This window comes from Glycomyces tenuis DSM 44171 (genome assembly GCF_000427885.1).
Lineage (GTDB): Bacteria > Actinomycetota > Actinomycetes > Mycobacteriales > Micromonosporaceae > Glycomyces > Glycomyces tenuis.
The window spans coordinates 120,348-139,412 of record NZ_ATYW01000003.1; the positions used below are offsets into that span (position 1 = coordinate 120,348).

The following is a 19,065-nucleotide window of genomic DNA, read 5'->3' on the forward strand; positions in this document are numbered from 1 at the left end:
AATGAGCACCGAACAGCGGCTCTCACCAGTGGAGCTAGCTGGGATTCGCTGGCACGTGAGTACCCGCAGCGCAGGCAATGGGGGCCAATGCGTCGAGGCCGGTCCGCTGTCGGACGGCTCGGGGCGGGTCGCGGTGCGCCACTCCCACCACCCTGACGGCTCGGTCATCGTCTACACCCGCGCCGAGTGGGACGCCTTCCTCGCCGGAGCCAAAGACGGCGAGTTCGACTTCTAGCCCTCCAACGCGGTCACCATGGCCGCGACCAGCTCCCTCGTCTGCTCGAACGAGACCCTGGACAGCTCCGGCGAGTCGATCACCGACCTCATGACCCCGATGCCGATCAGCAGCGCGCCGACCAGCTCGGCCCGCAGCTCGGCGTCATCGCCCCCCAACCGCTCGGCGAAGTCGGCCAGATAGTCGCCGCAGACCTGCTCGCGCAGCCGGGCGCGGACCTCGGGCCGCCCCGCGGAACGCAGCATGACCAGCAGCGGATGCTCGCCGCCCGGCTCGGCCCGCTCGGCGAAGACCACTTCGCGCAGCATCGCCTCGGCCAGCGCGGCCGGTTCCGCGCGCGCCCTCCGGCCGATGCCCTCTGGCACTGCAACGTGCACGGCCTCTTCGAACAGCGCCTGCTTCGAGCCGAAATACCTGAAGATCAGCGTCGCGTCGATCCCGGCGTCGGCGGCGATGTCGCGCACGCCGGTCCCGTCGAAGCCGTGCTCGGTGAAGCGGCGGCGGGCCGCATCCAGTAGCGCCGTCCGGGTGGCCGCCTTGTCGCGTCGTTTGGGCTCGCTCATGAAGTCATCATAAGTCATCAACTGTTGACTTATCGAGCGCCTTCGACTAGCTTTGTCATCGATCGATGACTTACTTGGAAAGGCATGAGCCTCATGCGCACCTACCTGATCACCGGCGGCACCGACGGCATCGGCAAAGGACTGGGTCTGCACTTCCTGGCCCGTGGTGACCGCCTCATCGCCGTCGGCACCAACCCCGCCAAAGGGAAGGCGCTCCTGGCCGAGGCCGAGCGGCTCGGCGCCTCCGACCGCTTCCACTTCCTGCGAGCCGACCTGAGCACCCTCGCGGGCATGCGCTCGGTCGTCGCCGAAACCGAGACCACGGCCGAGCGCCTCGACGGCCTCGTCTTCGCCACCCAGCGCTTCCGCGCCCACCGCGAGGAGACCGCCGACGGCTTCGAGTACACCTTCGCCCTCTCATACCTCAGCCGCTTCGTCATCGGCCACGCCCTGGCCGAGCTCCTGGACCGCTCCGAGTCTCCCGTCGTCTTCAACCTGGCCGGCCCCGGCGGCCTGCCCGGCCGGATCCACTGGGACGACCCGCACCTTCGCCGCGGCTACACCGGCAAGAAGGCCGCCATGCAGTCCTCACGCTGCAACGATCTGCTCGCCGTCGACTTCCCACGGCGCCATCCGGACACGCGGATCCGCTATGTCCTCTACAACCCGCTGTTCGTCAAGACCGGTATGGCTGATCCGCTTCCGCAACCGCAGCGGGCGGTCACCAAGGCCCTGGCCTGGCTTTTGGCTCAACGGGTCGACAAGGCGATCGCGCCGATGGTCGACCGTATCGACCACCCGCCGGCCGAAGCGGTCGCCGCGTTCCGCCGCCGCACGCCGATCCCGCTGACAGGCAAGGACTTCGACCCCGAAGCGGCCGACCGGCTGCACGATCTCACCCGCGGACTCATCGCCGAGCGGTGACCGAGGGCCCGGTGTTCGGGCAGGCAGAGGACGGCGTAGATCGTCTCCCCTGCACGGGGAACGACGTCTCCGGGCAGGCTGACGCGCGTCTGGCGCGGAAATCGAGGTGACTGTCGGCGGCCGGTGTGCCAAGGTTTGCGCATGGAAATGTCCGAGGTTACGCGCGCGAGGGCGGCTGCGACTTCGGTCGCCGCATCGCTCGGCCTGCCGGTCACCGGCACGACCGTGCTCCACAACTCGAACAAGCTGGCACTGCGGCTGACGCCGTGCGACGTCTTCGCCCGCATCGCCCCTGTGGGGCAAGAGGTCGCGCAGTTCGAGATCGAGCTCGCCCAGCGGCTCGCCGAGGTCGGAAGCCCGGTGTGTCCCTTGGAACCTCGGGCGGACCCGCGCGTGTACACCCGCGACGGCTTCACCGTGACGCTGTGGACCTACTACGAGCCCGCGGCCCCTGGCGTCTCGCCGGTCGACTACGCCAAGGCGCTGGAACTGCTGCACCTGGGCATGCGCGAGGTCGATGTGCCGAGCCCGCGGTTCACCGACCGGGTCGCCGAGGCCGAGGCGATCATCGCCGACCCGGAGCGCTCGCCGGGGCTCCCCGAGGCCGACCGCGTCTTCCTCGGCGGCAGACTGGCGAGCCTGCGACGGGCGATCGAGGAGCGCGGCGCCGCCGAGCAGCTGCTCCACGGCGAGCCGCATCCAGGCAATGTGCTCAGCACGGAAGGCGGCCCGTTGTTCATCGACTTCGAGACGTGCTGCCGTGGACCGGTCGAGTTCGATCTCGCCCATGTTCCCGAGGCGGTCTGCGAGCACTATCCGGGCATCGACCAAGGCCTGCTGGACGAGTGCCGACAGCTCGTCCTGGCGATGGTCGCGGCGTGGCGTTGGGAGCGCGGCGACGAGTTCCCGAACCGGCGGCTGTTCCAAGAATCGTTCCTGCGCGCGTTGCGCGAGGGCCCGCCCTGGCCGACACTCGACACGATGAACAGGCTGGTCGGCCTGGAGCCGTCGCCGAAGGCTTTGCAGTCGTTGCGGTTACCCGGCAGTGGTATGTCTACGGCGATCACGAACTGCGTATCGGTGTCGACGACGCCCTGATGGTTGGTGGAGTACCGGTAGTTCTTGAAGGGCGCGGCGATGGAGCGGTCGTGCGTGGGTACCAGGATGCCATCGACGATCAGGACGGTGCCGGGCGCGAAGCGCTGGCGCGGCCGTAGCGCTAGTTTTGGTCCGAGGTCGTCAATGATGCGGCCGACGGCTGACTTCGAGATTCCGAACAACGGAGCGAGCTGACGCAAAGTCAGGTTGGTGTGCCGATAGGCCGCGACCAGCAGCACCCGATCGGCCAACGGCAGGCTCCAGGGCCGCCCTCAGCGGGGCGTGCCAGCGCCCTCGCGTTCGAGCTGGCGCGCCAGCCAGGTGAATACCTTGGGCCGCAGCCTCGAGAACGGCTCGATCCAACACGTCTCGGACGCCGTCACCACACCCATCTGGACAACATAAGGTGACGTGTCAACAGGCCAAGATCCACCCGTGACCGGCCCTGACCAGTCCGTTGGTGGAAGCGGCTCGGGTCAACATGGGTGCATGATGGAGGGTGTGACATCTGATACTGCGCCCCTTGCCAGTCACGCCCGCGCGGCTGGACTGATCCGTCTCGCGGTCGCGATGGGACTCCTCATCGCCGCGGTGGTGACACTGACGATGAGCTACATGGTGACCGAACATGTCATTGCTTCCGTTGAGCCTCAACCCGACTGGGATCCATACTTGCAAAAGGACTACTACGAGGGCATCGTCGGAGGACGGTACGCTGCTCCCGGCTACGTATTCCTCGCCACCGCCGTGGTCTACGGCGGATCGGCCATTGCGCTCCTGTACGGCAAGCGCGGGTGGCCTGCCGCGATCTGGTGCTGCTGGGGCGCCGCGCTCCTGGCCATCGCGATCCGCTGGCACGTCGGCCCGGACGGGATCGAGTTCCTCACCTCGGCGAACTATGACTTCGCCATGGTCGGCGTCGAGCGGTACGACCCGAGAACGGGCGGGGAAGTGCAGCTCTTCGGCGCCGTGTGCATCGTCATGGGTCTGCCGCTGTCGTATCTCCCGCGCCTACGCCGCCGCCCGCACTCCTTGTCTCCCACGGACTCGCCCACCACAGCGTCACAGCAGCAGCGCTGACCTCCACCCCACCGGAACCCACAACCGGCAGCAACAGGCCGACGCTTTGACACCTGCTCTGAACGCTCCTCAGGTCCTTGCACCGGAGCAACACGGGACATCCTTTAGGCGATGAGCAGGAGCGCGCTGATCACCACCATCACCGCGGCGGTGGCGCCGTGCACGCCGTAGGCGGCCCACCTTGGCCCCTTGCTCCGCAGCACGGTCAGCGCGTCGCCGAACGGAATGAGGGCCGCGGCCAGCATGAACCAGCCGAGCAACTGGGTCGATCCGCCCGCCATCACGATGAAGATGAGCAGTCCGGAGGCGATGTCGCGGAAGGCCTTCACCGACAGCCACGCCTGGAAGGTCGGGTCTTCGGTCGGGGTGTCGGGAATGCCGAAGCCGGCCGCGCCCTGCGGCGCGAGCAGTCCGCGTATGCCGATGAAGATGATGCCCGCGCCGATGAGGCCGGCAAGGACGTTGGCGATGATCGTGATCATGGGGTGCTCTCCTTCTCGAAAGACCGGGACGTCAAGAATCTAGCATTGCTAGTTCTGTGGTCAACGATAGATTAAGCGATGGCAGAAAATCTAGTGCTGCTAGAATTCTGTGATGACCGCGACCGACCGCCGTGAACGCGAACGCGCCCGCCGCCATCGACTCATCATCACCGCCGCCCGCGAACTCGCGGAGGCCGAAGGCTGGGAGGCGGTGACCACTCGAAGGCTGGCCGAGCGCGTCGAATACAGCCAACCCGTGCTCTACGGCCACTTCGCCAACAAGGACGCCATCCGGGACGCCGTCGCGCTCGAAGGCTTCGGCGAACTGGGGGAGATGATGCGCGAGGCGCGCCTGTCCGCCCCCGCGTCGGAGTCCATCCGCGCCACGTGCGGCGCGTACCTGGAGTTCGCTGCCATGCACCCGGCGGTCTACCAGGCCATGTTCATTCTCCCGACCGAGACGAAGTTCGCCAGTGCCGAGACGCCGGCCCCCTTGCGCGCCGCCTTCGGCGAACTGGTCGGCTCGTTCGGTCCGGACAACGAGCGGAACGCGGCACTCGCCGAGCTCATCTGGGGCTCACTGCACGGCCTGGCCGTGCTCTCGACGGGCGGGCGGATGCCCCCCGAGGCCCAGGGGCAACGACTCGACTTGCTGGTCGCACTGTTTTCGAACGCTCCAACGCGCGAGGGCACCTGAAGCGCGTGCCGAGGCCGCACAAGGCGCGGCCGGACGCGTGACCGGGCGCTCATGAGCCGAACGCGGTGAGTTCGCGCTTGACCCGCTCGATGCGGTCCTCGTCCCACACCACGTCCGGGTCCGGTTCGAAGAACTGCAAGATGACCGCGCCGGCCGTCAACGCGGGCAGCGTCCACTCCGCCACCTCGCCGCCGAACGGCGCGCCTTGGACCCGCGCCTCCTCGATCATCGGGATCGTCGGCATCATCAACGCCGTCCCGCGCAGCGCCGCACTCGCCATCGCCGCCAACTGCTCGAAGCTCACCCCCGACCCGGGGCGGATCCGGTAGCCCAGCAAGCCGGTCAACTCGCGGTAGCTGTCCGAGATCCGCCGCACGAAGCCCGCCTCCGCCTCCGACAGGGTCTCCCTGACCTCGTCGCGCAGCCGTCCCTCCTCCAGGCTCAGAAACGTCGCGTGCAGCGCCAGGTACGTCCGCCACGCGCTGGAGTGCTGCAACGTCTCGAAGTCCCTCGCGCCGCGGATGAGCTCGGCTCCGAGCCGCTCCCGCCCTTCGGGCGTCTCGACCAGGTCCGCGTGCTCGGCGGCGGCCTGCGCCATGCCGCGCTTCGACTCCAGCTCTCCGATGGCCGCCGCGTCGGTTCCGCGCGCCAGCTCGCGGAGCAGATCCGCGAAGAACAGGTCCTTGTACGGCCAACGCCGGTACACCGCGCTGCGCGCGACCCCGGCGGCGCGGATGACGTCCTCGAACCGCAGGTGCTCCAGACTGACGGTCAACCCGGTCTCGTTGATCATCTCCACGGCCGTGGCCAGCATGCGCTCCTCGGTCTCGGTGTCCGAAATGCGCCGCCTGCGGCGGCCCAGGCCGGTCTCCAGGGGATCGGTCTCCCCGGGTTCGGTCTTCGCGGGCCGGTGTGCCATAGCTCATCCTCTCAACTTGAAACATCATGTCTCAAGTTTGGTATCTTGAGTTCAGAATAGGAACCCACCCGAGGCTACCAGCGCAACACTGCCGCAACCTCGCCTCGACACCACTGAGAACGGAGACCCTCATGGCACCGCGAGCGAACGCCCGCCGACCACGCCGCGCCCTCGCCCTCACCGGCGAGATCCTCCTCCTGCTGCTCGCCCTCATCGCCGTGTCCGTCGCGGGCACGCTCCAGTCCATGACCGACGACCAAGGCCGCCTCCAGGTCGACGACGCCGACTTCTCGGCCGACACCTACGCCGTCGTCGGCGATTCCTGGGACGAGTCCATCTACTCCAACTTCGGGCTCACCGACACCGTCCACCTCGAGGTCACCTCGGACGAGGACCAGTTCGTCGGCTTCGCCGAGCCCGAGGAGGCCGCCGCGTTCCTCGACGGCGTCGAGCACACCGCCGTCCACCGCGCCACCGGCGCCGAGGGCCCCACCGAGGAGCACATCGACGGGGAAGCGCCGCAGACGCTCGGTGCCGAGGCCGACATCTGGGAGTTCACGCTCGAAGGCGCCGGCACCCGCACCTACGAATGGGACGTCGAGGGCTACACCGGCGAGGTCACGCCGATCGTCATGAACACCGACGGCTCGGCCGGAATCGACGGCCACGTCCGCATCGCCTACGAACTGCCCGCCCTCGGCGGCGTCACCGTCGGGCTCTGGATCGCGGGCCTCCTGTTGGCGGCCCTCGCGGTGTGGCTCATGGTCCGCACGATCAGGAAGGGCCGCAAGGCCGCCGCCGCATAGCGACGACCAGCGGGCCCGGCATTCTGAAGGAGAGGTTCTCGTCGCTCACCGGCGGCGAGACCACTACGCAGCGGCGCAGCAGCGGCGCCAACTCGGACACCACCACCTCGGCCTCCATCCGCGAGAGCTGACTGCCGAGGCACCGGTGCGCCCCGGCGCCGAAGGCCAGATGGCGTCGTGAGCCCCGCTGGCCCGGCACCATTCGGTGCGGGCACTCGGCCACGCCCTCGTCCGCACCCGCCGCCGCCAGCCACACCAGAACCGACTCGCCTCCGCTCACCGGCAGACCGCCTATATCGGTGTCGTCGGCGGCCACCCGCCGCCACGACACCAGCGGCGGCAGCAGTCGCAACCCCTCCTCGACCACCGCCGCCGCGGGGAAGTCCAACAGGCCGGGCTGCTCGATCAGCCGGTGCAGCAGCAGCGTCAGGAACTGCGACGTCGTCTCCTGGCCCGCCACCAGCAGGAAGAACAGCGCCGCCGTCGCCGCGTCCTCGCCGTGCTCGTTCAGGACCCTCCTGGTGGCGCCGGTCGAACTCGCCGCCCACGAGCGCAGCACCGCGTGGTACGGGCCCACGATCCGCGCCAGTTCGAGCTGCCGATCGAGATCCGGCCTGCCCCAGAACAGTTCGAGGGCCGCCCGGCTGAAGCGCTTGACCTCCGCCGTCGCCCCCGGATCGAGGCCCAGCAGCCGCGCCAGCGCCGCCAGCGGCACCTCCGAGGACACCGCCCCGTCCAGGTCCACCGCCCCGCCCGCCCGCAGCCGCCCCGCCACGCCCAGCACCGCCCGCCTCGTCAGGCCCGTCAGCCACGGCCGCAGCGCCTCCACCCGAGGCGGCGCGAAGGCCTCCGCGAACGCCGCCCGGATCGACTCGTGCGTGCCGGTGTCGTTGTTCGCCAACGTCGCCGGGAGCCGGAACCGGTGCCGCGTCAACTCCCGCAGCACCGCCGCGGGCAGCGGCGTGACCGCGTCCAACGCGTTCGCCGGGGAGAACCGCCGCCCGTCGAGGAGGACCTCCTTCGCCAGCCGGTGCGAGGCCACCACGACCTGCCCATCCCCACGGAACACGGCAGCCCCGCCCGGGGAATGTTTCCACAGCTCGAACAGCACGCGCGCAGCCTACCTCCCCCGAACGTATGAACCCCGCTCACGGTAATCTGCTCTCAGCCTTCCGGCGCCTCCCGCCGCACGCGAAGAGGCGCCGAGCCGGTCCCATCAGTCGCCCTCAGCAGAAGGAGCAAGCCCCTTGCAGGAGTACTCCTCCCAAGCCGCCTACGACAGAGGCGAGGCCGTCTGCGTCATAGGCGCCGGAGCCGCGGGCCTCATCGCGGTCAAGAACCTCCGCGAGAACGGCTTCGAAGTGGACTGCTACGAACGCGACACCGTCCTCGGCGGCCTGTGGAACCCCGAGAACCAGCACAGCCCGCTCTACCCCAACACCCACCTGGTGACCTCGCGCTCCCAGACCGAGATCCCCGACTTCCCCATGCCCGACGACTGGCCCGACTACCCCTCGGCCTCGCAGATGCTCGACTACCTCAAGCGCTACGCCTCCCACTTCGGCCTGGCCGAGCACATCTGGTACGGCTCCGAGATCTCCCACGTCGAACCCGTCGAGGGCTCCCGCTTCGAGGTCGTCGTCAAGCCCGCCGCCGGCTCGGCCGCCCGCCGCCTGCGCTACGGCGCCGTCATCATCGCCACCGGCCACCACTGGGTCCCGAACCTGCCCTCCTACCCCGGGCAGGACGGCTTCCGCGGTACCGTCCTGCACTCCTCGCAGCTCAAGGACGGCTCCCGCCTGCGCGGCAAGAGCGTCCTCGTCGTCGGCGGCGGCAACTCCGGCATCGACATCGCCTGCGAGGCCGCCGTCAACGCCGCCGAATGCGTCCACTCCGTGCGCCGCGGCTACTGGTACCTGCCGAAATACCTCGGCGGCGAACCGGCCGACTACGCCCTCGCCAGGCTCCGGCGCCGCCCGAGCTGGCTCCGCGGCTTCCTGACCGACCGCCTCCTCAAGGGCCACCGCGAGCTCTCGGCCCGCATGGGCATGGAGGCCCCCGACCACCGGCACACCGACGAGGAGCCCATCCGCAACGGCCGCTACCTCGAACACGTCGGCGACGGCTCCATCCGGCGCCGCCCCGACGTCGCCCGCTTCGACGGCGGCGAAGTGGCCTTCACCGACGGCACCACCGTCCGCCCCGACGTCGTCGTCCTCGCCACCGGCTACAAGCCCAAGATCGCCTGCTGCCCGCCCGGGCTCCTCGGCGTCGAAGGCGACTCCGCCCACCCCAAGCTCCTGGCCCGCATGTTCTCCCCGCGCGTGGAGACCCTCGCCGTCGCCGGCCTCGTCGAACCCGGCGTCGGCACGCTCCCCATCGTCCACTGGCAGACCCACGCGATCTCCCACTGGCTGCACATCCGCAAGGGCGATCCCGAGCGGGCCGCGAACTTCCGCCAGCAGGTCGTCAGCGAATCCGCCCAGTACGCCGTCGACTCGACCGGGATCTCCCCCCGCCACCAGCTGGCCGTCGACGCCGAGGAGTACCTCGCCGGCCTCGGCCGCATCATCGACACACTCGAACAGGAGCCAGTGAAGTGAGCCTGCAAGCCTGGGTCCGGCGCACCCGCGTCCCCGAGCCCGCCTCCGTGCGGCGCGAGATCGCCGTCGTCGAGCCCGCCGACCTCCTCGACGTCGAGGCCAAGGACGACCCCGAGGCCTCGCCGGTCCTGTGCTGCACCGGCGAGAGCGCCGGCGCCGCCGCCTTCAGCGCCCTGTGGCTCAAGCGCATCGCGGGCTCGGGCCGCTACGCCGCCGCCGTCAGCGTTCGCGGCCAAGGCAACACGCCCGCCGCCCCCGGCGGCGTCGAGGCCCGCGCTCACGACCTCGTCCAGGCCGCGATCGGCCTCCCGCGCCAGGCCGTCCTGGTCGGCCACGGCGCCGGAGCGGCCTGGGCCGCACTGGCCGCGGCCCGCTACCCGGCCGCCGCGCTCGTCCTCGTCGCCCCGCACAAGCTGCCGAAGCAGCCGCCGAAACCGGTCGGCGATCCGAAAGTGCTCCTGGCCGTCGACGAGTCCGACGCCCAGTCGAAAGAGGCGCAGGCGATCACCGACGCCTACGGCGTCGCGCCCCTGACCTTCCCCGGCGTCTCCGGGGACGTCTTCACCGGCCCGGGCGCCGAAGGACTGCTCGACACGATCCTGTCCTGGCTGGGCCGCAGGGACTGAACCGCCGCCCTAAGACGACGGCGCCGTCGTCCTTCTCGTCCTCCGCCGGGTCGTCCCTGAGCCTGCTGATGAGCAGCCACACGCCGCCCACGAACACCAGGAACCCGACCAGCCGCCCCGGGTTCGTCCCCAGCGGCGCGATGTCCGGCCGCACCAGCAGCAGCAGGCCGCCGAGCACGCACAGGACGCCGCCGATCGCGGGCAGGCTCGGCCACGGCAGCGGCGGAGGCTCGGGCGCGACGTACTCGTCCTCCTCGTCCTCGGGCAGCTCCGCGTCCCACAGCTCCAGCAGCGTCGGCTCGTCATCATCGGACGGCGGCGGCGCGGCCGGAGTCGTCGGCTCGGGGAGCCCGGCGGGATGGTCCTGATCGAGGTCGCGGATGAGCTCGTTGAACCGCCGGTCGACGTCCTCGGGGCGCATCTCGCCGCCGGACTCGGGCTCCTCTTCTCGGTCAGTCATGGGCACCTCGGGTCTTGGCCAACTGCCTGGTCATGAACTCGACGGTTCCGGAGAAGATCGTCTCCGCGTCGTAGTCGAGGGTGGCCACATGGTAGCTGCGCGGCAGGACCGTCGACTCGACGTCCTTGGAGCGCACCCCCGCCCTGACGACGGCGCTGTTGCGCGGGTGGACGACGTGGTCGACGGCGCTGGTGAAGATGCGGACCGGGACGGTGACGCGGGGCAGCTCGGCGCGGGTGACGTTCCACAGCTGTCGCACCGAGGCGAAGGCCGCCAGCGGCGTCCGGTCGCTGGCCTTCTCGCGCACGTCCGGCTTGGCCAGGTCGGAGCCGATGGCGGCGACGCTGGGCACGACGTAGCGCAGCAGCGGAGCGAGGAAGCCGTGCGGCTTGTCGTCGTAGATGGCCGGGTTCACCAGCACCAGCCCGCTGAGCTCGGCGCCGCGGTGCTCGGCCAGGCGCAGCGCCAGCGTGCCGCCCATCGACAGGCCCCCCGCGAAGACGGGGCGGCCGAAGCCGAGCGCCTCGTCCAGGCCCTCCTCGGCGGCGGCGTACCACTGGGGCCAGCGCGTCTTGGCCAGCTCCCGCCACGGCAGCGCGTGGCCGGGCAGGAGCATGCAGACGACGTTGTAGCCCGCGTCGCGCAGGTGTTCGCCCCACGGGCGCAGGCTCGACGGGTCTCCGGTGAAGCCGTGGCAGAGCAGCATCGTGGCCTCGGCGCCCGGGCCGGCGTCGAACGTGAACGCCTCGGATTCGGTTGACACGCCGCCTCCCAGCGTCTGGTCCCAATTCGTACCGCCCGCCCATTCTCGCACGGACCGGACAGGGGCGACCACTGTGAGGCGGCCACCGCGGGGACGGTGCGGGGCCCGCCGCGGGCACGGGTCGGCCTTCGATTGACCGGTACCTATACGCTTGGGTCCGTGATCTACCGGGTGTTGAAGGCGGTGCTGGGGCCGATCCTGTGGGCGATCTGGCGTCCGCAGGTCGAAGGGCTCGACCACGTGCCCGAAACGGGCCCCGCCATCCTGGCGAGCAACCACCTGGCGGTGTTCGACTCCGTCTTCCTGCCCCTGGTGGTCAAACGCCACATCACCTTCATCGCGAAGTCGGACTACTTCACCGGCACGGGCGCCAAGGGCTGGATGACGCGCACCTTCATGGGCATGGTCGGCGCGATCCCGGTCGACCGCGCGGGCGGCGACGCGGCCGCGGCCTCGCTCGGCACCGGGAAACGGGTCCTGTCGGAAGGGCAGCTGTTCGGGATCTACCCGGAGGGGACGCGCTCGCCGGACGGGCGGCTGTACCGCGGCAAGACCGGGGTGGCGCGCCTGGCGCTGGAGACCGGATCGCCGGTGGTGCCGGTGGCGATGATGAACACCGGTGAGCTGCAACCGATCGGGAAGCGGCTGCCGAGCCGCGGGCGGCCGCGCATCAGGATCGGGCCGCCGCTGGACTTCGGCCGCTACTCGGGGCTCGTCGGCGACCGCACCGTCGAGCGGGCGGTGACCGACGAGATCATGGACGCGCTCAGGGAGCTCTCGGGCCAGGACTACGTCGACGAGTACGCCGCGAAGATCAAGGACAAGAAGAAGGACCAGGACGCCTGACCCTTCGGCTCCGCCTCCGTGCTCTACCCTCCTGCTCCGCCCCTGTCTTCATTTTTCGGCCTCGCCCCTGTGCTTCATCCTTCGGCTCCTCCGAAACCCGCCCTGCGGCGCAGCGCCGGGAGGTCGACGACGACGATCTTGCGGCCCTCGGTTCGCAGCCAGCCGCGGTTGGCGAAGATCCCTATCGCCTGGTTGACGCTCTGCCGCGAACCGCCCGCCATCTCCGCCAACTGGGTCTGGTTCAACTCGATGGTCGTCATGGGGGAGGAGTGCTGCTCGGCCAGGCGCACCAGCGTCTTCGCCACCCGCCCGGGGAGATCGAGGAAGACGTGGTCCGAGGACTGCTCGGTGAGGCGGCGGACGATCATGCCCATCGACCGCAGCACCGCGTCCAGCATCTTGGGGCTGCCGTGGACCAGCTCCAGGAAGCTCGACCGCGCCAGCGCCAGCGCCGTGGTGTCCTCGAGGGCCTCGGCCGAGGCCGAACGGGGGGAGCCGTCCAGCAGCGACACCTCGCCGAGGACTTCGGGTGCCCGCGCGACGTGGAGCATCGCCCGCTCACCGGTTGCGGCGGTGCGGAAGACGCTCACCGCCCCGGACCGGATCATGATCAAAGACTCGCCTGCCTCGCCTTCGAAGAACAGCAGACGCCCTCGACGGTAGTGGCGGGGTACCGCCACGTCGGCGATCTTGCGCCGGGCCTGCGGGTCGAGGCCGGCGAACATGGCGACGCCTGCTAGCGGGTCTTCAGATGGGCTGACACCCATAGTTCTTCCCCCTTCGGTGGGACCGCTCCGCGGGTTCCCTCCGATGATCGCTGTCTTTTCCGTCGTTGTACAGGGCCTGGTGTCGGAAACTTCACGCTCCGTTGGGTCATGTGTTCAGAGTGCGCAGTTGTCGCTCGGCCGAGTGTACGATCAAGTCTACGTATTTTATCGCGTAATGTCCGGTATCGCGATTCTCACATGCAGAATGCGAGGTCAGGTACCGGCCACCAGATCGTATGGCGTAGCGTCGACTCCAGCCAGGCGACATACGGGCGCAGGCCGGAAGGGCCGGAGACGCGGCCCGCGATCATACGAAAGGCCGATGTGTGGCGTACCGATACTTCTACGACTGCGAGTTCATCGAGGACGGTCGCACGATCGACCTGGTCTCCATCGGCGTCGTGGATGAACTCGGTCGCGAATACTACGCCGTCTCAACGGAATTCGATCCGTCCAGGGCCATAGAGTGGGTGCGGCGCAACGTACTCGACAAGCTCCCGGGCCCGGCCAGCCCGCTGTGGAAGGACCGCGCGACCATCCGCGACGAGCTATACGACTTCCTGGTCACCCCGGTGCGCAAGAAGACCGGAACGCATCCGGGCGAGCGCATCGAACTGTGGGCCTGGTACGGCGCCTACGACCACGTGGCGTTCGCGCAGCTGTGGGGCTCCATGCCGGAGCTGCCGCGAGCGCTGCCGCGGATGACCAAGGACCTGCGCCAGCGCTGGGACGACCTGGGCCGCCCGGAACTGCCGGTCGCGCCCGACGCCGACCTCCACGACGCGCTGACCGACGCCAAGCTCAACCTCGCCCGCTGGGAGTCCCTCGAAGCCGCCCGCAGGGACCGCGCCGCACTCGGGCAACACTGAACCGGCCCAGCGCCGCCACCCCCTCGCCGCCCTCCGGCCTCCCGCTCGGAACCGCCGCCCCGCCCACTCGGCGCAGCTGAACCCTTGTCGTCGGCCTTCGCCTCCCCGCCCCGCTCGGTGCCGCGCGCCGCTTCCCGCCGGCCCCGCCCTGGGGCCGCCGACCTTTCCGCCCGAACGGCCCTTTCCGGCTTCGCAACCCCTCACCACCGCTCCGAAGTGCCGAGATAGGCTGAGCGAAGTTTCGGCAATGAAGCCGCCCAGTTAACAGATCTCACTCTAGGGAGTACGACGCATGCGCATTGGCGTGCTCACCGGCGGCGGTGACTGCCCCGGTCTCAACGCGGTCATCCGTGCCGCGGTCCGCAAAGGCACCAAGGAATACGGCCACGAGTTCGTGGGCTTCCGCTACGGCTGGAAGGGCCCGATCGAGGGCATCACGCAGCCTCTGGACTGGGACACCGTCGAGGGCATCCTCGACCAGGGCGGCACGATCCTCCACTCCTCCCGCACCAACCCCTACAAGATCGAGGGCGGCGTCGAGGCGATCAAGAAGAACATGGCCGCGCTCGGCATCGACGCGCTGATCGCCATCGGCGGCGAGGACACCCTGGGCGTCGCCACGAAGCTGACCGCCGACGGCGTCAACTGCGTGGGCGTCCCGAAGACCATCGACAACGACCTCTCGGGCACCGACTACACCTTCGGCTTCGACACCGCCGTCAACATCGCCACCGAGGCGATCGACCGGCTGTGGACCACCGCCGAGTCGCACGACCGCTGCATCGTCGTCGAGATCATGGGCCGCCACGCCGGATGGATGACGCTCCACGCCGGCATCGCGGGCGGCGCGAACGTCGTGCTCATCCCCGAGGTCGCCTTCGACATCGAGAAGGTCGCGAACTTCGTCAAGGAGCGCATGGACGCCGGCAAGTCCACCATCGTCGCGGTCTCCGAGGGCGCGCACGCCGAAACCGGCATGGTCCTCAAGGACGGCGAGGTCGACGCGTTCGGGCACGTCAAGCTCGGCGGCGTCGGCGACTGGGTCGCCGAGCAGATCAAGGAGCGCACCGGCTCCGAGACCCGCGCGATCATCCTCGGCCACCTCCAGCGCGGCGGCACCCCCACCGCCTTCGACCGGGTCCTGGCGACCCGCCTCGGCATCGAGGCCGCCGACGCGGTCGAAGAGGGCGACTTCGGCAAGATGATGGCCCTCCAGGGCACCGACGTCGTCCGCATCCCGATCCACGAGGGCACCGACGTCCTCAAGACCGTCCCGGTCGAGCGCTACCAGGACGCCGAGGTCTTCTTCGGCGCCTAAGCGCCGACGACTCCGGTCCACCGCGACCGGGTGCGGCCGCGACGAGCGACTCCTCGGGCGGCCGCGGAAATCCGGCCCCACGGGGCCGGAGCGGCCGGTCCGCGTGATCGGCCGCACTGAAGACACAACCACTGGCACGTCCGGTTCGTTAGACCGGACGTGCCAGTGGCTTTCTCAGGGGATACCGGCGAGCTCCCGCAGCTCACCGATTTCACGTTTCACAAGACTCTGCGCGACGTCGACTTCGACGGCGTCCCGATCGCGGGGCTCGACGCCGACTTCTACCGGCGGCCGGTGGCGGGCCGGCTGCTCAGCGTCGGCGTATACCGTTTCGCGGGCGCCGAGACCCACCGGGCCTGGGGCTGGGTCGGCGAGGAGCACTGCTCGTGGCACGCCTACCGTGATCCCGCCTCCGGCGGCTTCGACGGCCCCTTCCGAGGCTGCCCCGAGCTGCGAGTGCTCACCGCCGACGAGGGCCCCTACGGCTTCGAGCTAGGCGCCGGCGACCTCTGCCGCCGCTTTCTTCTCGGCCCGCGCGGCGCGCCTGGTGTAGACGATCGCGGCGACGCTGATCGCCAGGCCGAGCGCGAGACCGGCGCCCTTGAGGGCGTGTGAGGCCTCGGGCACGAACGCCAGGACCGCCACCGGCACCTGCACGACGCCGACGACCGCGGCGAGGAGCCACTTGCTGCGGCCCGAGCCCCACAGCAGGGCCGTCCAGACGGGGGCGACGACGATCGCGATGCTCGCGATGTCGAGGAACGCGTGGAGCACCGGGTTGTGGACCCGGTCGTGTTGGAACGCCATGGCGGGGCTCGCGACGGCGACGAGCATGCCCGCGACGGTCGCCACGAAGACGAGACGACGTGTCATACCAGACCTCCTACGGTAACGAATACCTGACGTTACGCGCAGTAGTCGGTGTTGTCTGTCGGGAATCCGCCACTTTGACCCCCGGCTGAAGACCCTAAGGGTGCTCCAGCGCCAGCCGGGCCGCCTCGACCGTGTTGCGGAGCAGCAGCATCGTCGTCACCGGCCCCACGCCGCCCGGAACCGGGGTGATGGCGCTGGCGAGCGGGGCCACCGCCTCGTAGTCGACGTCGCCGACCAGGCCGCCGTCCGGCGTCGGGTTCGTGCCGACGTCGATCACGACCGCGCCGGGCTTGACGAACTCGGCGCCGATCATCCGCGGCCGGCCCACCGCCGCCACCAGCACGTCCGCCTCCCGGCAGACCGCGGCGAGCTCCTTGGTCCGCGAGTGGCACACCGTCACCGTCGCCGACTCGTTCACCAGCAGCAGCGCGGCCGGCTTGCCGACCACCGTCGAGCGCCCCACCACGACCGCCCGCGCGCCCTCGAGACGCACGCCCTCGTGCCGGAGCAGTTCGAGCACCGCCGCGCTCGTCGCCGGGGCGAAGGTGCGCCGCCCCTGCGCCAGCCGGCCCAGGCTCTCCGAGTTCGCGCCGTCGACATCCTTGAACGGGCTGATGTACCAGCCCACCTCCGCGAGGCTCACGCCCTCCGGCAGGGGCGTCTGGCAGATGACCCCGTGGACCTCCGGGTCGGCCGAGAGCTCCTGGAGCTTCGCGACGATCTCGTCGCGGCCCGGCTCCTCCAACTGCACGACCCGGCAGTCCAGGCCGAGCTTCCCGGCGGTCTTCGCGATCGACCGCACGTACCAGGCCGTGCCCTCGTCGTCGGTCGGCACGACCACCGCCAGCGTCGGCACCGTGCCGCCCTCGCGCAGCCGCTCGGCCGCGGCGGCCACTTCCTCGCGCAGCGCCTTCGCGACCGCGCGCCCGTCGATGTCCTTCATGCTCTGATCCTCTTCGCCACGGCCTGCATGATCGCCTCGGCCTGCACCTTCGCCTGGAGTGACTCGTTGAGCGCGCTCGCCAGACGCTCGCGCACCTCCGCGTCCTTGATCGACCCCAGGTTGATGTCGACGTTCAGCGCCGCCGACTCCAGGGCCGACTTCGCGCTCGACGCGGCCACGGCCACATCCGAGAGCACGTTCGGGTTCGAGCCGTCCAGGATCTTCCCCGAGAGACGGATGACCTGCGCCGACACCTTCGCCACCGCGAGCGGCACCTCGGCGGCCTCGGCCAGCCCGGACTGGATCGCCGCGGTGCGGGCCGCCTTCTCCTCGGCGGTGGCCTTCGGCAGCTTGTAGGCCGCCATCACGCCGGAGAACGCCTCGGCGTCGTCCTCGGCCAGCCGGAGCGCCTCGGCGCGGAGCCGCTCGGCCTCGGCCAGCGCCTCGCGCATGACCGCTTCGTGTTCGGCGAACTTCGGCTTCCCGATGGTCAGGTTGCACACCATCGACACCAGGGCCGCCCCGGTCGCCGCGTTCATTCCCGCCGCCGCGCCGCCACCGGGCGCGGGGAGCTCCGACGCGAGGTCGGTCAGCCAGTCTTCAATCGTCGTCTTGCGCACCAGACCAGCGTAGACGCGTCCCGAAAGACGGGATGTCCGCGCTCGTCCGTTTGTGGCGTGTCGGTACGCCGCGCGGCCGGAGACCGCGCGGATGTGTCGGTGTTCACGCGAATCCGGGAGGACTCGCGCACTGGGAAGGGCGAATCGGCGTTGGAGCCGCCCGAGCCGCACAAGTAGGATTGGCGCGTGAATCGCCAATGGCATGATCTGCGAAATCCCGGTCTCGTCCCCGTCGTAGCCGACGCGGAGGAAGCCGAGCGCTACCAGCTCGACGCCTGGCGGAGCCTGCCGAGGGAGCAGACTCCTCCGTGGCCCGACTACGCCGAGGTCGAGGACGTCGCCGGAGTGCTCGCGGGCGTTCCGCCGATCGTCGCCCCCTACGAGGTCGACCAACTCCGCCAGCAGCTCGCCGAAGTGTGCGAAGGGCGCGCCTTCCTGCTCCAGGGCGGCGACTGCGCCGAGACGTTCCTGGACAACACCGAGCATCACGTGCTCGCGAACATGCGCACCCTCCTCCAGATGGCGGTCGTGCTCACCTACGGCGCCTCGCTGCCGGTCATCAAGGTCGGCCGCGTCGCGGGCCAGTACTCCAAGCCGCGCTCCAAGGCCACCGACGCGCTCGGCCTGCCGGTCTACCGCGGCGACATGTTCAACTCGCTGGAGGCCATCGCCGAGGCGCGGGTGTGCGACCCGCAGCGGATGATCCGCGCCTACGCCAACGCCGCCGCGGCGATGAACATGATCCGCGCCTACCTCAAGGGCGGCCTCGCCGACCTCCAGGCCGTCCACGACTGGAACAAGGACTTCGTCCGCACCTCGGCGGCGGGCGAGCGCTACGAGGCGATCGGCCGCGAGATCGACCGCGCCGTCGCCTTCATGGCCGCCTGCGGCGTCGAGGACGACGCCCTCCACACCGCCGACGTGTACGCCTCCCACGAGATGCTCGCCATCGAGTACGACCGGGCCCTGACCCGCATCTTCGACGGCAAGGCCTACGGCCTGTCGGGGCACATGCTGTGGAACGGCGAGCGGACCCGCCAGCTGGGCGGCGCCCACATCGACTTCCTCTCGCGCCTGGCCAACCCGATCGGCTGCAAGATCGGCCCGACCGCCACGCCCGAGTGGGTCGTCGAGATGTGCCAGAAGCTCAACCCGGACAACGTCCCCGGCAAGCTCGTGATCATCACGCGCATGGGGCACAAGAACGTCCGCACCGTCCTGCCGCCGATCGTCGAGAAGGTCGAGGCGGCCGGCTGCAAGGTCGTCTGGCAGTGCGACCCGATGCACGGCAACACCTTCGAGGCGGCCTCGGGCTACAAGACCCGCGCCTTCGACCAGGTCGTCGACGAGGTCCTCGGCTTCTTCGAGGTGCACCGCCAGGTGGGCTCCCACCCCGGCGGCATCCACATCGAGCTGACCGGCGAGGACGTCACCGAGTGCGTCGGCGGCGCCCAGGAGATCCGCGACGACCAGCTCTCCCACCGCTACGAGACGGCCTGCGACCCGCGGCTGAACACGCAGCAGTCGCTGGAACTGGCCTTCCTCGTCGCCGAGATGCTGCGCCACTAGCGAA

22 protein-coding genes and 2 pseudogenes are annotated in these 19,065 nt (G+C 70.0%); 12 read left to right on the forward strand and 12 right to left on the reverse strand.

Annotated features, from left to right (window positions below; genetic code table 11):
* Position 1 precedes the first annotated feature (1 nt).
* Positions 2-235 carry a DUF397 domain-containing protein gene (locus YWW_RS0105435; protein ID WP_035699357.1) on the forward strand — a complete coding sequence of 78 codons (234 nt, stop codon included), beginning with the start codon at positions 2-4 and terminating at the stop codon, positions 233-235.
* On the opposite strand, the gene YWW_RS0105440 is transcribed toward YWW_RS0105435, so the two are convergent.
* Entirely contained in the window at positions 232-798 is a 567-nt protein-coding gene (locus YWW_RS0105440) for a TetR/AcrR family transcriptional regulator (RefSeq protein ID WP_026929323.1), read from the reverse strand. The two genes, YWW_RS0105435 and YWW_RS0105440, sit on opposite strands and share 4 nt — an antisense overlap.
* 84 nt (positions 799-882) lie before the next feature.
* Between YWW_RS0105440 and YWW_RS0105445 the strand changes: the two genes are divergently transcribed.
* Entirely contained in the window at positions 883-1,722 is an 840-nt protein-coding gene (locus tag YWW_RS0105445; RefSeq protein ID WP_026929324.1) for an SDR family NAD(P)-dependent oxidoreductase, read from the forward strand.
* Positions 1,723-1,863: 141 nt separating this feature from the next.
* Positions 1,864-2,724 (forward strand): annotated as a pseudogene (locus YWW_RS28465) (aminoglycoside phosphotransferase family protein); the annotation flags it as partial.
* Here YWW_RS28465 and YWW_RS37230 read toward each other — a convergent pair.
* Positions 2,679-3,212, reverse strand: a pseudogene (locus YWW_RS37230) (helix-turn-helix domain-containing protein); the annotation flags it as partial. The pseudogenes YWW_RS28465 and YWW_RS37230 sit on opposite strands and share 46 nt — an antisense overlap.
* Before the next feature lie 280 nt (positions 3,213-3,492).
* On the opposite strand from YWW_RS37230, the gene YWW_RS0105455 reads away from it, so the two are divergent.
* On the forward strand, positions 3,493-3,900 hold the full coding sequence (locus YWW_RS0105455; protein WP_155829939.1) for a hypothetical protein: 408 nt from the start codon (positions 3,493-3,495) through the stop codon (positions 3,898-3,900).
* A gap of 104 nt (positions 3,901-4,004) precedes the next feature.
* On the opposite strand, the gene YWW_RS0105460 is transcribed toward YWW_RS0105455, so the two are convergent.
* Positions 4,005-4,382 carry a DUF4267 domain-containing protein gene (locus tag YWW_RS0105460; protein WP_026929326.1) on the reverse strand — a complete coding sequence of 126 codons (378 nt, stop codon included), beginning with the start codon at positions 4,380-4,382 and terminating at the stop codon, positions 4,005-4,007.
* A gap of 112 nt (positions 4,383-4,494) precedes the next feature.
* On the opposite strand from YWW_RS0105460, the gene YWW_RS28470 reads away from it, so the two are divergent.
* On the forward strand, positions 4,495-5,079 hold the full coding sequence (locus YWW_RS28470) for a TetR/AcrR family transcriptional regulator (RefSeq protein ID WP_035699360.1): 585 nt from the start codon (positions 4,495-4,497) through the stop codon (positions 5,077-5,079).
* Between the two features lie 49 nt (positions 5,080-5,128).
* Here YWW_RS28470 and YWW_RS0105470 read toward each other — a convergent pair whose 3' ends face one another.
* Positions 5,129-5,998 (reverse strand): TetR/AcrR family transcriptional regulator, encoded by an 870-nt coding sequence (locus YWW_RS0105470; RefSeq protein ID WP_051325412.1) that lies wholly within the window; start codon positions 5,996-5,998, stop codon positions 5,129-5,131.
* Positions 5,999-6,129: 131 nt separating this feature from the next.
* Here YWW_RS0105470 and YWW_RS0105475 point away from each other — a divergent pair, with 131 nt between their 5' ends.
* Positions 6,130-6,804: a hypothetical protein gene (locus YWW_RS0105475; protein WP_026929328.1), complete on the forward strand. Its 675-nt coding sequence runs from the start codon at positions 6,130-6,132 to the stop codon at positions 6,802-6,804.
* Here the strand turns inward: YWW_RS0105475 and YWW_RS37695 are convergent.
* Positions 6,773-7,873 carry a cytochrome P450 gene (locus YWW_RS37695; protein WP_155829941.1) on the reverse strand — a complete coding sequence of 367 codons (1,101 nt, stop codon included), beginning with the start codon at positions 7,871-7,873 and terminating at the stop codon, positions 6,773-6,775. The two genes, YWW_RS0105475 and YWW_RS37695, sit on opposite strands and share 32 nt — an antisense overlap.
* Before the next feature lie 178 nt (positions 7,874-8,051).
* Between YWW_RS37695 and YWW_RS0105485 the strand changes: the two genes are divergently transcribed.
* Complete coding sequence (locus YWW_RS0105485) at positions 8,052-9,407, forward strand: flavin-containing monooxygenase (protein WP_026929329.1); 1,356 nt, start codon at positions 8,052-8,054, stop codon at positions 9,405-9,407.
* Positions 9,404-10,033 carry an alpha/beta fold hydrolase gene (locus YWW_RS33770; protein WP_051325413.1) on the forward strand — a complete coding sequence of 210 codons (630 nt, stop codon included), beginning with the start codon at positions 9,404-9,406 and terminating at the stop codon, positions 10,031-10,033. The genes YWW_RS0105485 and YWW_RS33770 overlap by 4 nt, the downstream gene beginning before the upstream one ends.
* Here the strand turns inward: YWW_RS33770 and YWW_RS33775 are convergent.
* Both YWW_RS33775 and YWW_RS0105500 read right to left on the reverse strand, forming a co-directional pair.
* Positions 9,969-10,493: a hypothetical protein gene (locus tag YWW_RS33775; RefSeq protein ID WP_051325414.1), complete on the reverse strand. Its 525-nt coding sequence runs from the start codon at positions 10,491-10,493 to the stop codon at positions 9,969-9,971. The genes YWW_RS33770 and YWW_RS33775 overlap by 65 nt on opposite strands.
* Positions 10,486-11,256 (reverse strand): alpha/beta hydrolase, encoded by a 771-nt coding sequence (locus YWW_RS0105500; RefSeq protein ID WP_035699365.1) that lies wholly within the window; start codon positions 11,254-11,256, stop codon positions 10,486-10,488. The genes YWW_RS33775 and YWW_RS0105500 overlap by 8 nt, the downstream gene beginning before the upstream one ends.
* 159 nt (positions 11,257-11,415) lie before the next feature.
* Between YWW_RS0105500 and YWW_RS0105505 the strand changes: the two genes are divergently transcribed.
* Positions 11,416-12,102: a lysophospholipid acyltransferase family protein gene (locus YWW_RS0105505; RefSeq protein WP_211228439.1), complete on the forward strand. Its 687-nt coding sequence runs from the start codon at positions 11,416-11,418 to the stop codon at positions 12,100-12,102.
* A 74-nt stretch (positions 12,103-12,176) separates the two neighbouring features.
* On the opposite strand, the gene YWW_RS0105510 is transcribed toward YWW_RS0105505, so the two are convergent.
* On the reverse strand, positions 12,177-12,869 hold the full coding sequence (locus YWW_RS0105510; RefSeq protein WP_026929332.1) for a cyclic nucleotide-binding domain-containing protein: 693 nt from the start codon (positions 12,867-12,869) through the stop codon (positions 12,177-12,179).
* A gap of 326 nt (positions 12,870-13,195) precedes the next feature.
* Here YWW_RS0105510 and YWW_RS0105515 point away from each other — a divergent pair, with 326 nt between their 5' ends.
* Together YWW_RS0105515 and YWW_RS0105520 are read left to right on the forward strand one after the other, a co-directional pair.
* Complete coding sequence (locus YWW_RS0105515) at positions 13,196-13,738, forward strand: polyadenylate-specific 3'-exoribonuclease AS (RefSeq protein WP_026929333.1); 543 nt, start codon at positions 13,196-13,198, stop codon at positions 13,736-13,738.
* A gap of 292 nt (positions 13,739-14,030) precedes the next feature.
* Positions 14,031-15,056: a 6-phosphofructokinase gene (locus YWW_RS0105520; RefSeq protein ID WP_026929334.1), complete on the forward strand. Its 1,026-nt coding sequence runs from the start codon at positions 14,031-14,033 to the stop codon at positions 15,054-15,056.
* 174 nt (positions 15,057-15,230) lie between these two features.
* On the opposite strand, the gene YWW_RS35745 is transcribed toward YWW_RS0105520, so the two are convergent.
* The 4 genes from YWW_RS35745 to YWW_RS0105535 form a co-directional block, all read right to left on the reverse strand.
* Positions 15,231-15,437 carry a hypothetical protein gene (locus tag YWW_RS35745; protein WP_155829945.1) on the reverse strand — a complete coding sequence of 69 codons (207 nt, stop codon included), beginning with the start codon at positions 15,435-15,437 and terminating at the stop codon, positions 15,231-15,233.
* Positions 15,438-15,548: 111 nt separating this feature from the next.
* Positions 15,549-15,929 carry a hypothetical protein gene (locus YWW_RS0105525; protein ID WP_026929335.1) on the reverse strand — a complete coding sequence of 127 codons (381 nt, stop codon included), beginning with the start codon at positions 15,927-15,929 and terminating at the stop codon, positions 15,549-15,551.
* 94 nt (positions 15,930-16,023) lie between these two features.
* Positions 16,024-16,872: a bifunctional 5,10-methylenetetrahydrofolate dehydrogenase/5,10-methenyltetrahydrofolate cyclohydrolase gene (locus YWW_RS0105530; RefSeq protein WP_026929336.1), complete on the reverse strand. Its 849-nt coding sequence runs from the start codon at positions 16,870-16,872 to the stop codon at positions 16,024-16,026.
* The gene (locus YWW_RS0105535) at positions 16,869-17,492 is read right to left on the reverse strand and encodes a cyclodeaminase/cyclohydrolase family protein (RefSeq protein WP_026929337.1); all 624 of its coding nucleotides are present in this window, start codon (positions 17,490-17,492) and stop codon (positions 16,869-16,871) included. The genes YWW_RS0105530 and YWW_RS0105535 overlap by 4 nt, the downstream gene beginning before the upstream one ends.
* 186 nt (positions 17,493-17,678) lie before the next feature.
* On the opposite strand from YWW_RS0105535, the gene YWW_RS0105540 reads away from it, so the two are divergent.
* A complete protein-coding gene (locus tag YWW_RS0105540; RefSeq protein ID WP_051325415.1) occupies positions 17,679-19,061 on the forward strand; it encodes a class II 3-deoxy-7-phosphoheptulonate synthase in 1,383 nt (460 codons plus the stop codon).
* The last annotated feature ends 4 nt before the right edge of the window (positions 19,062-19,065 follow it).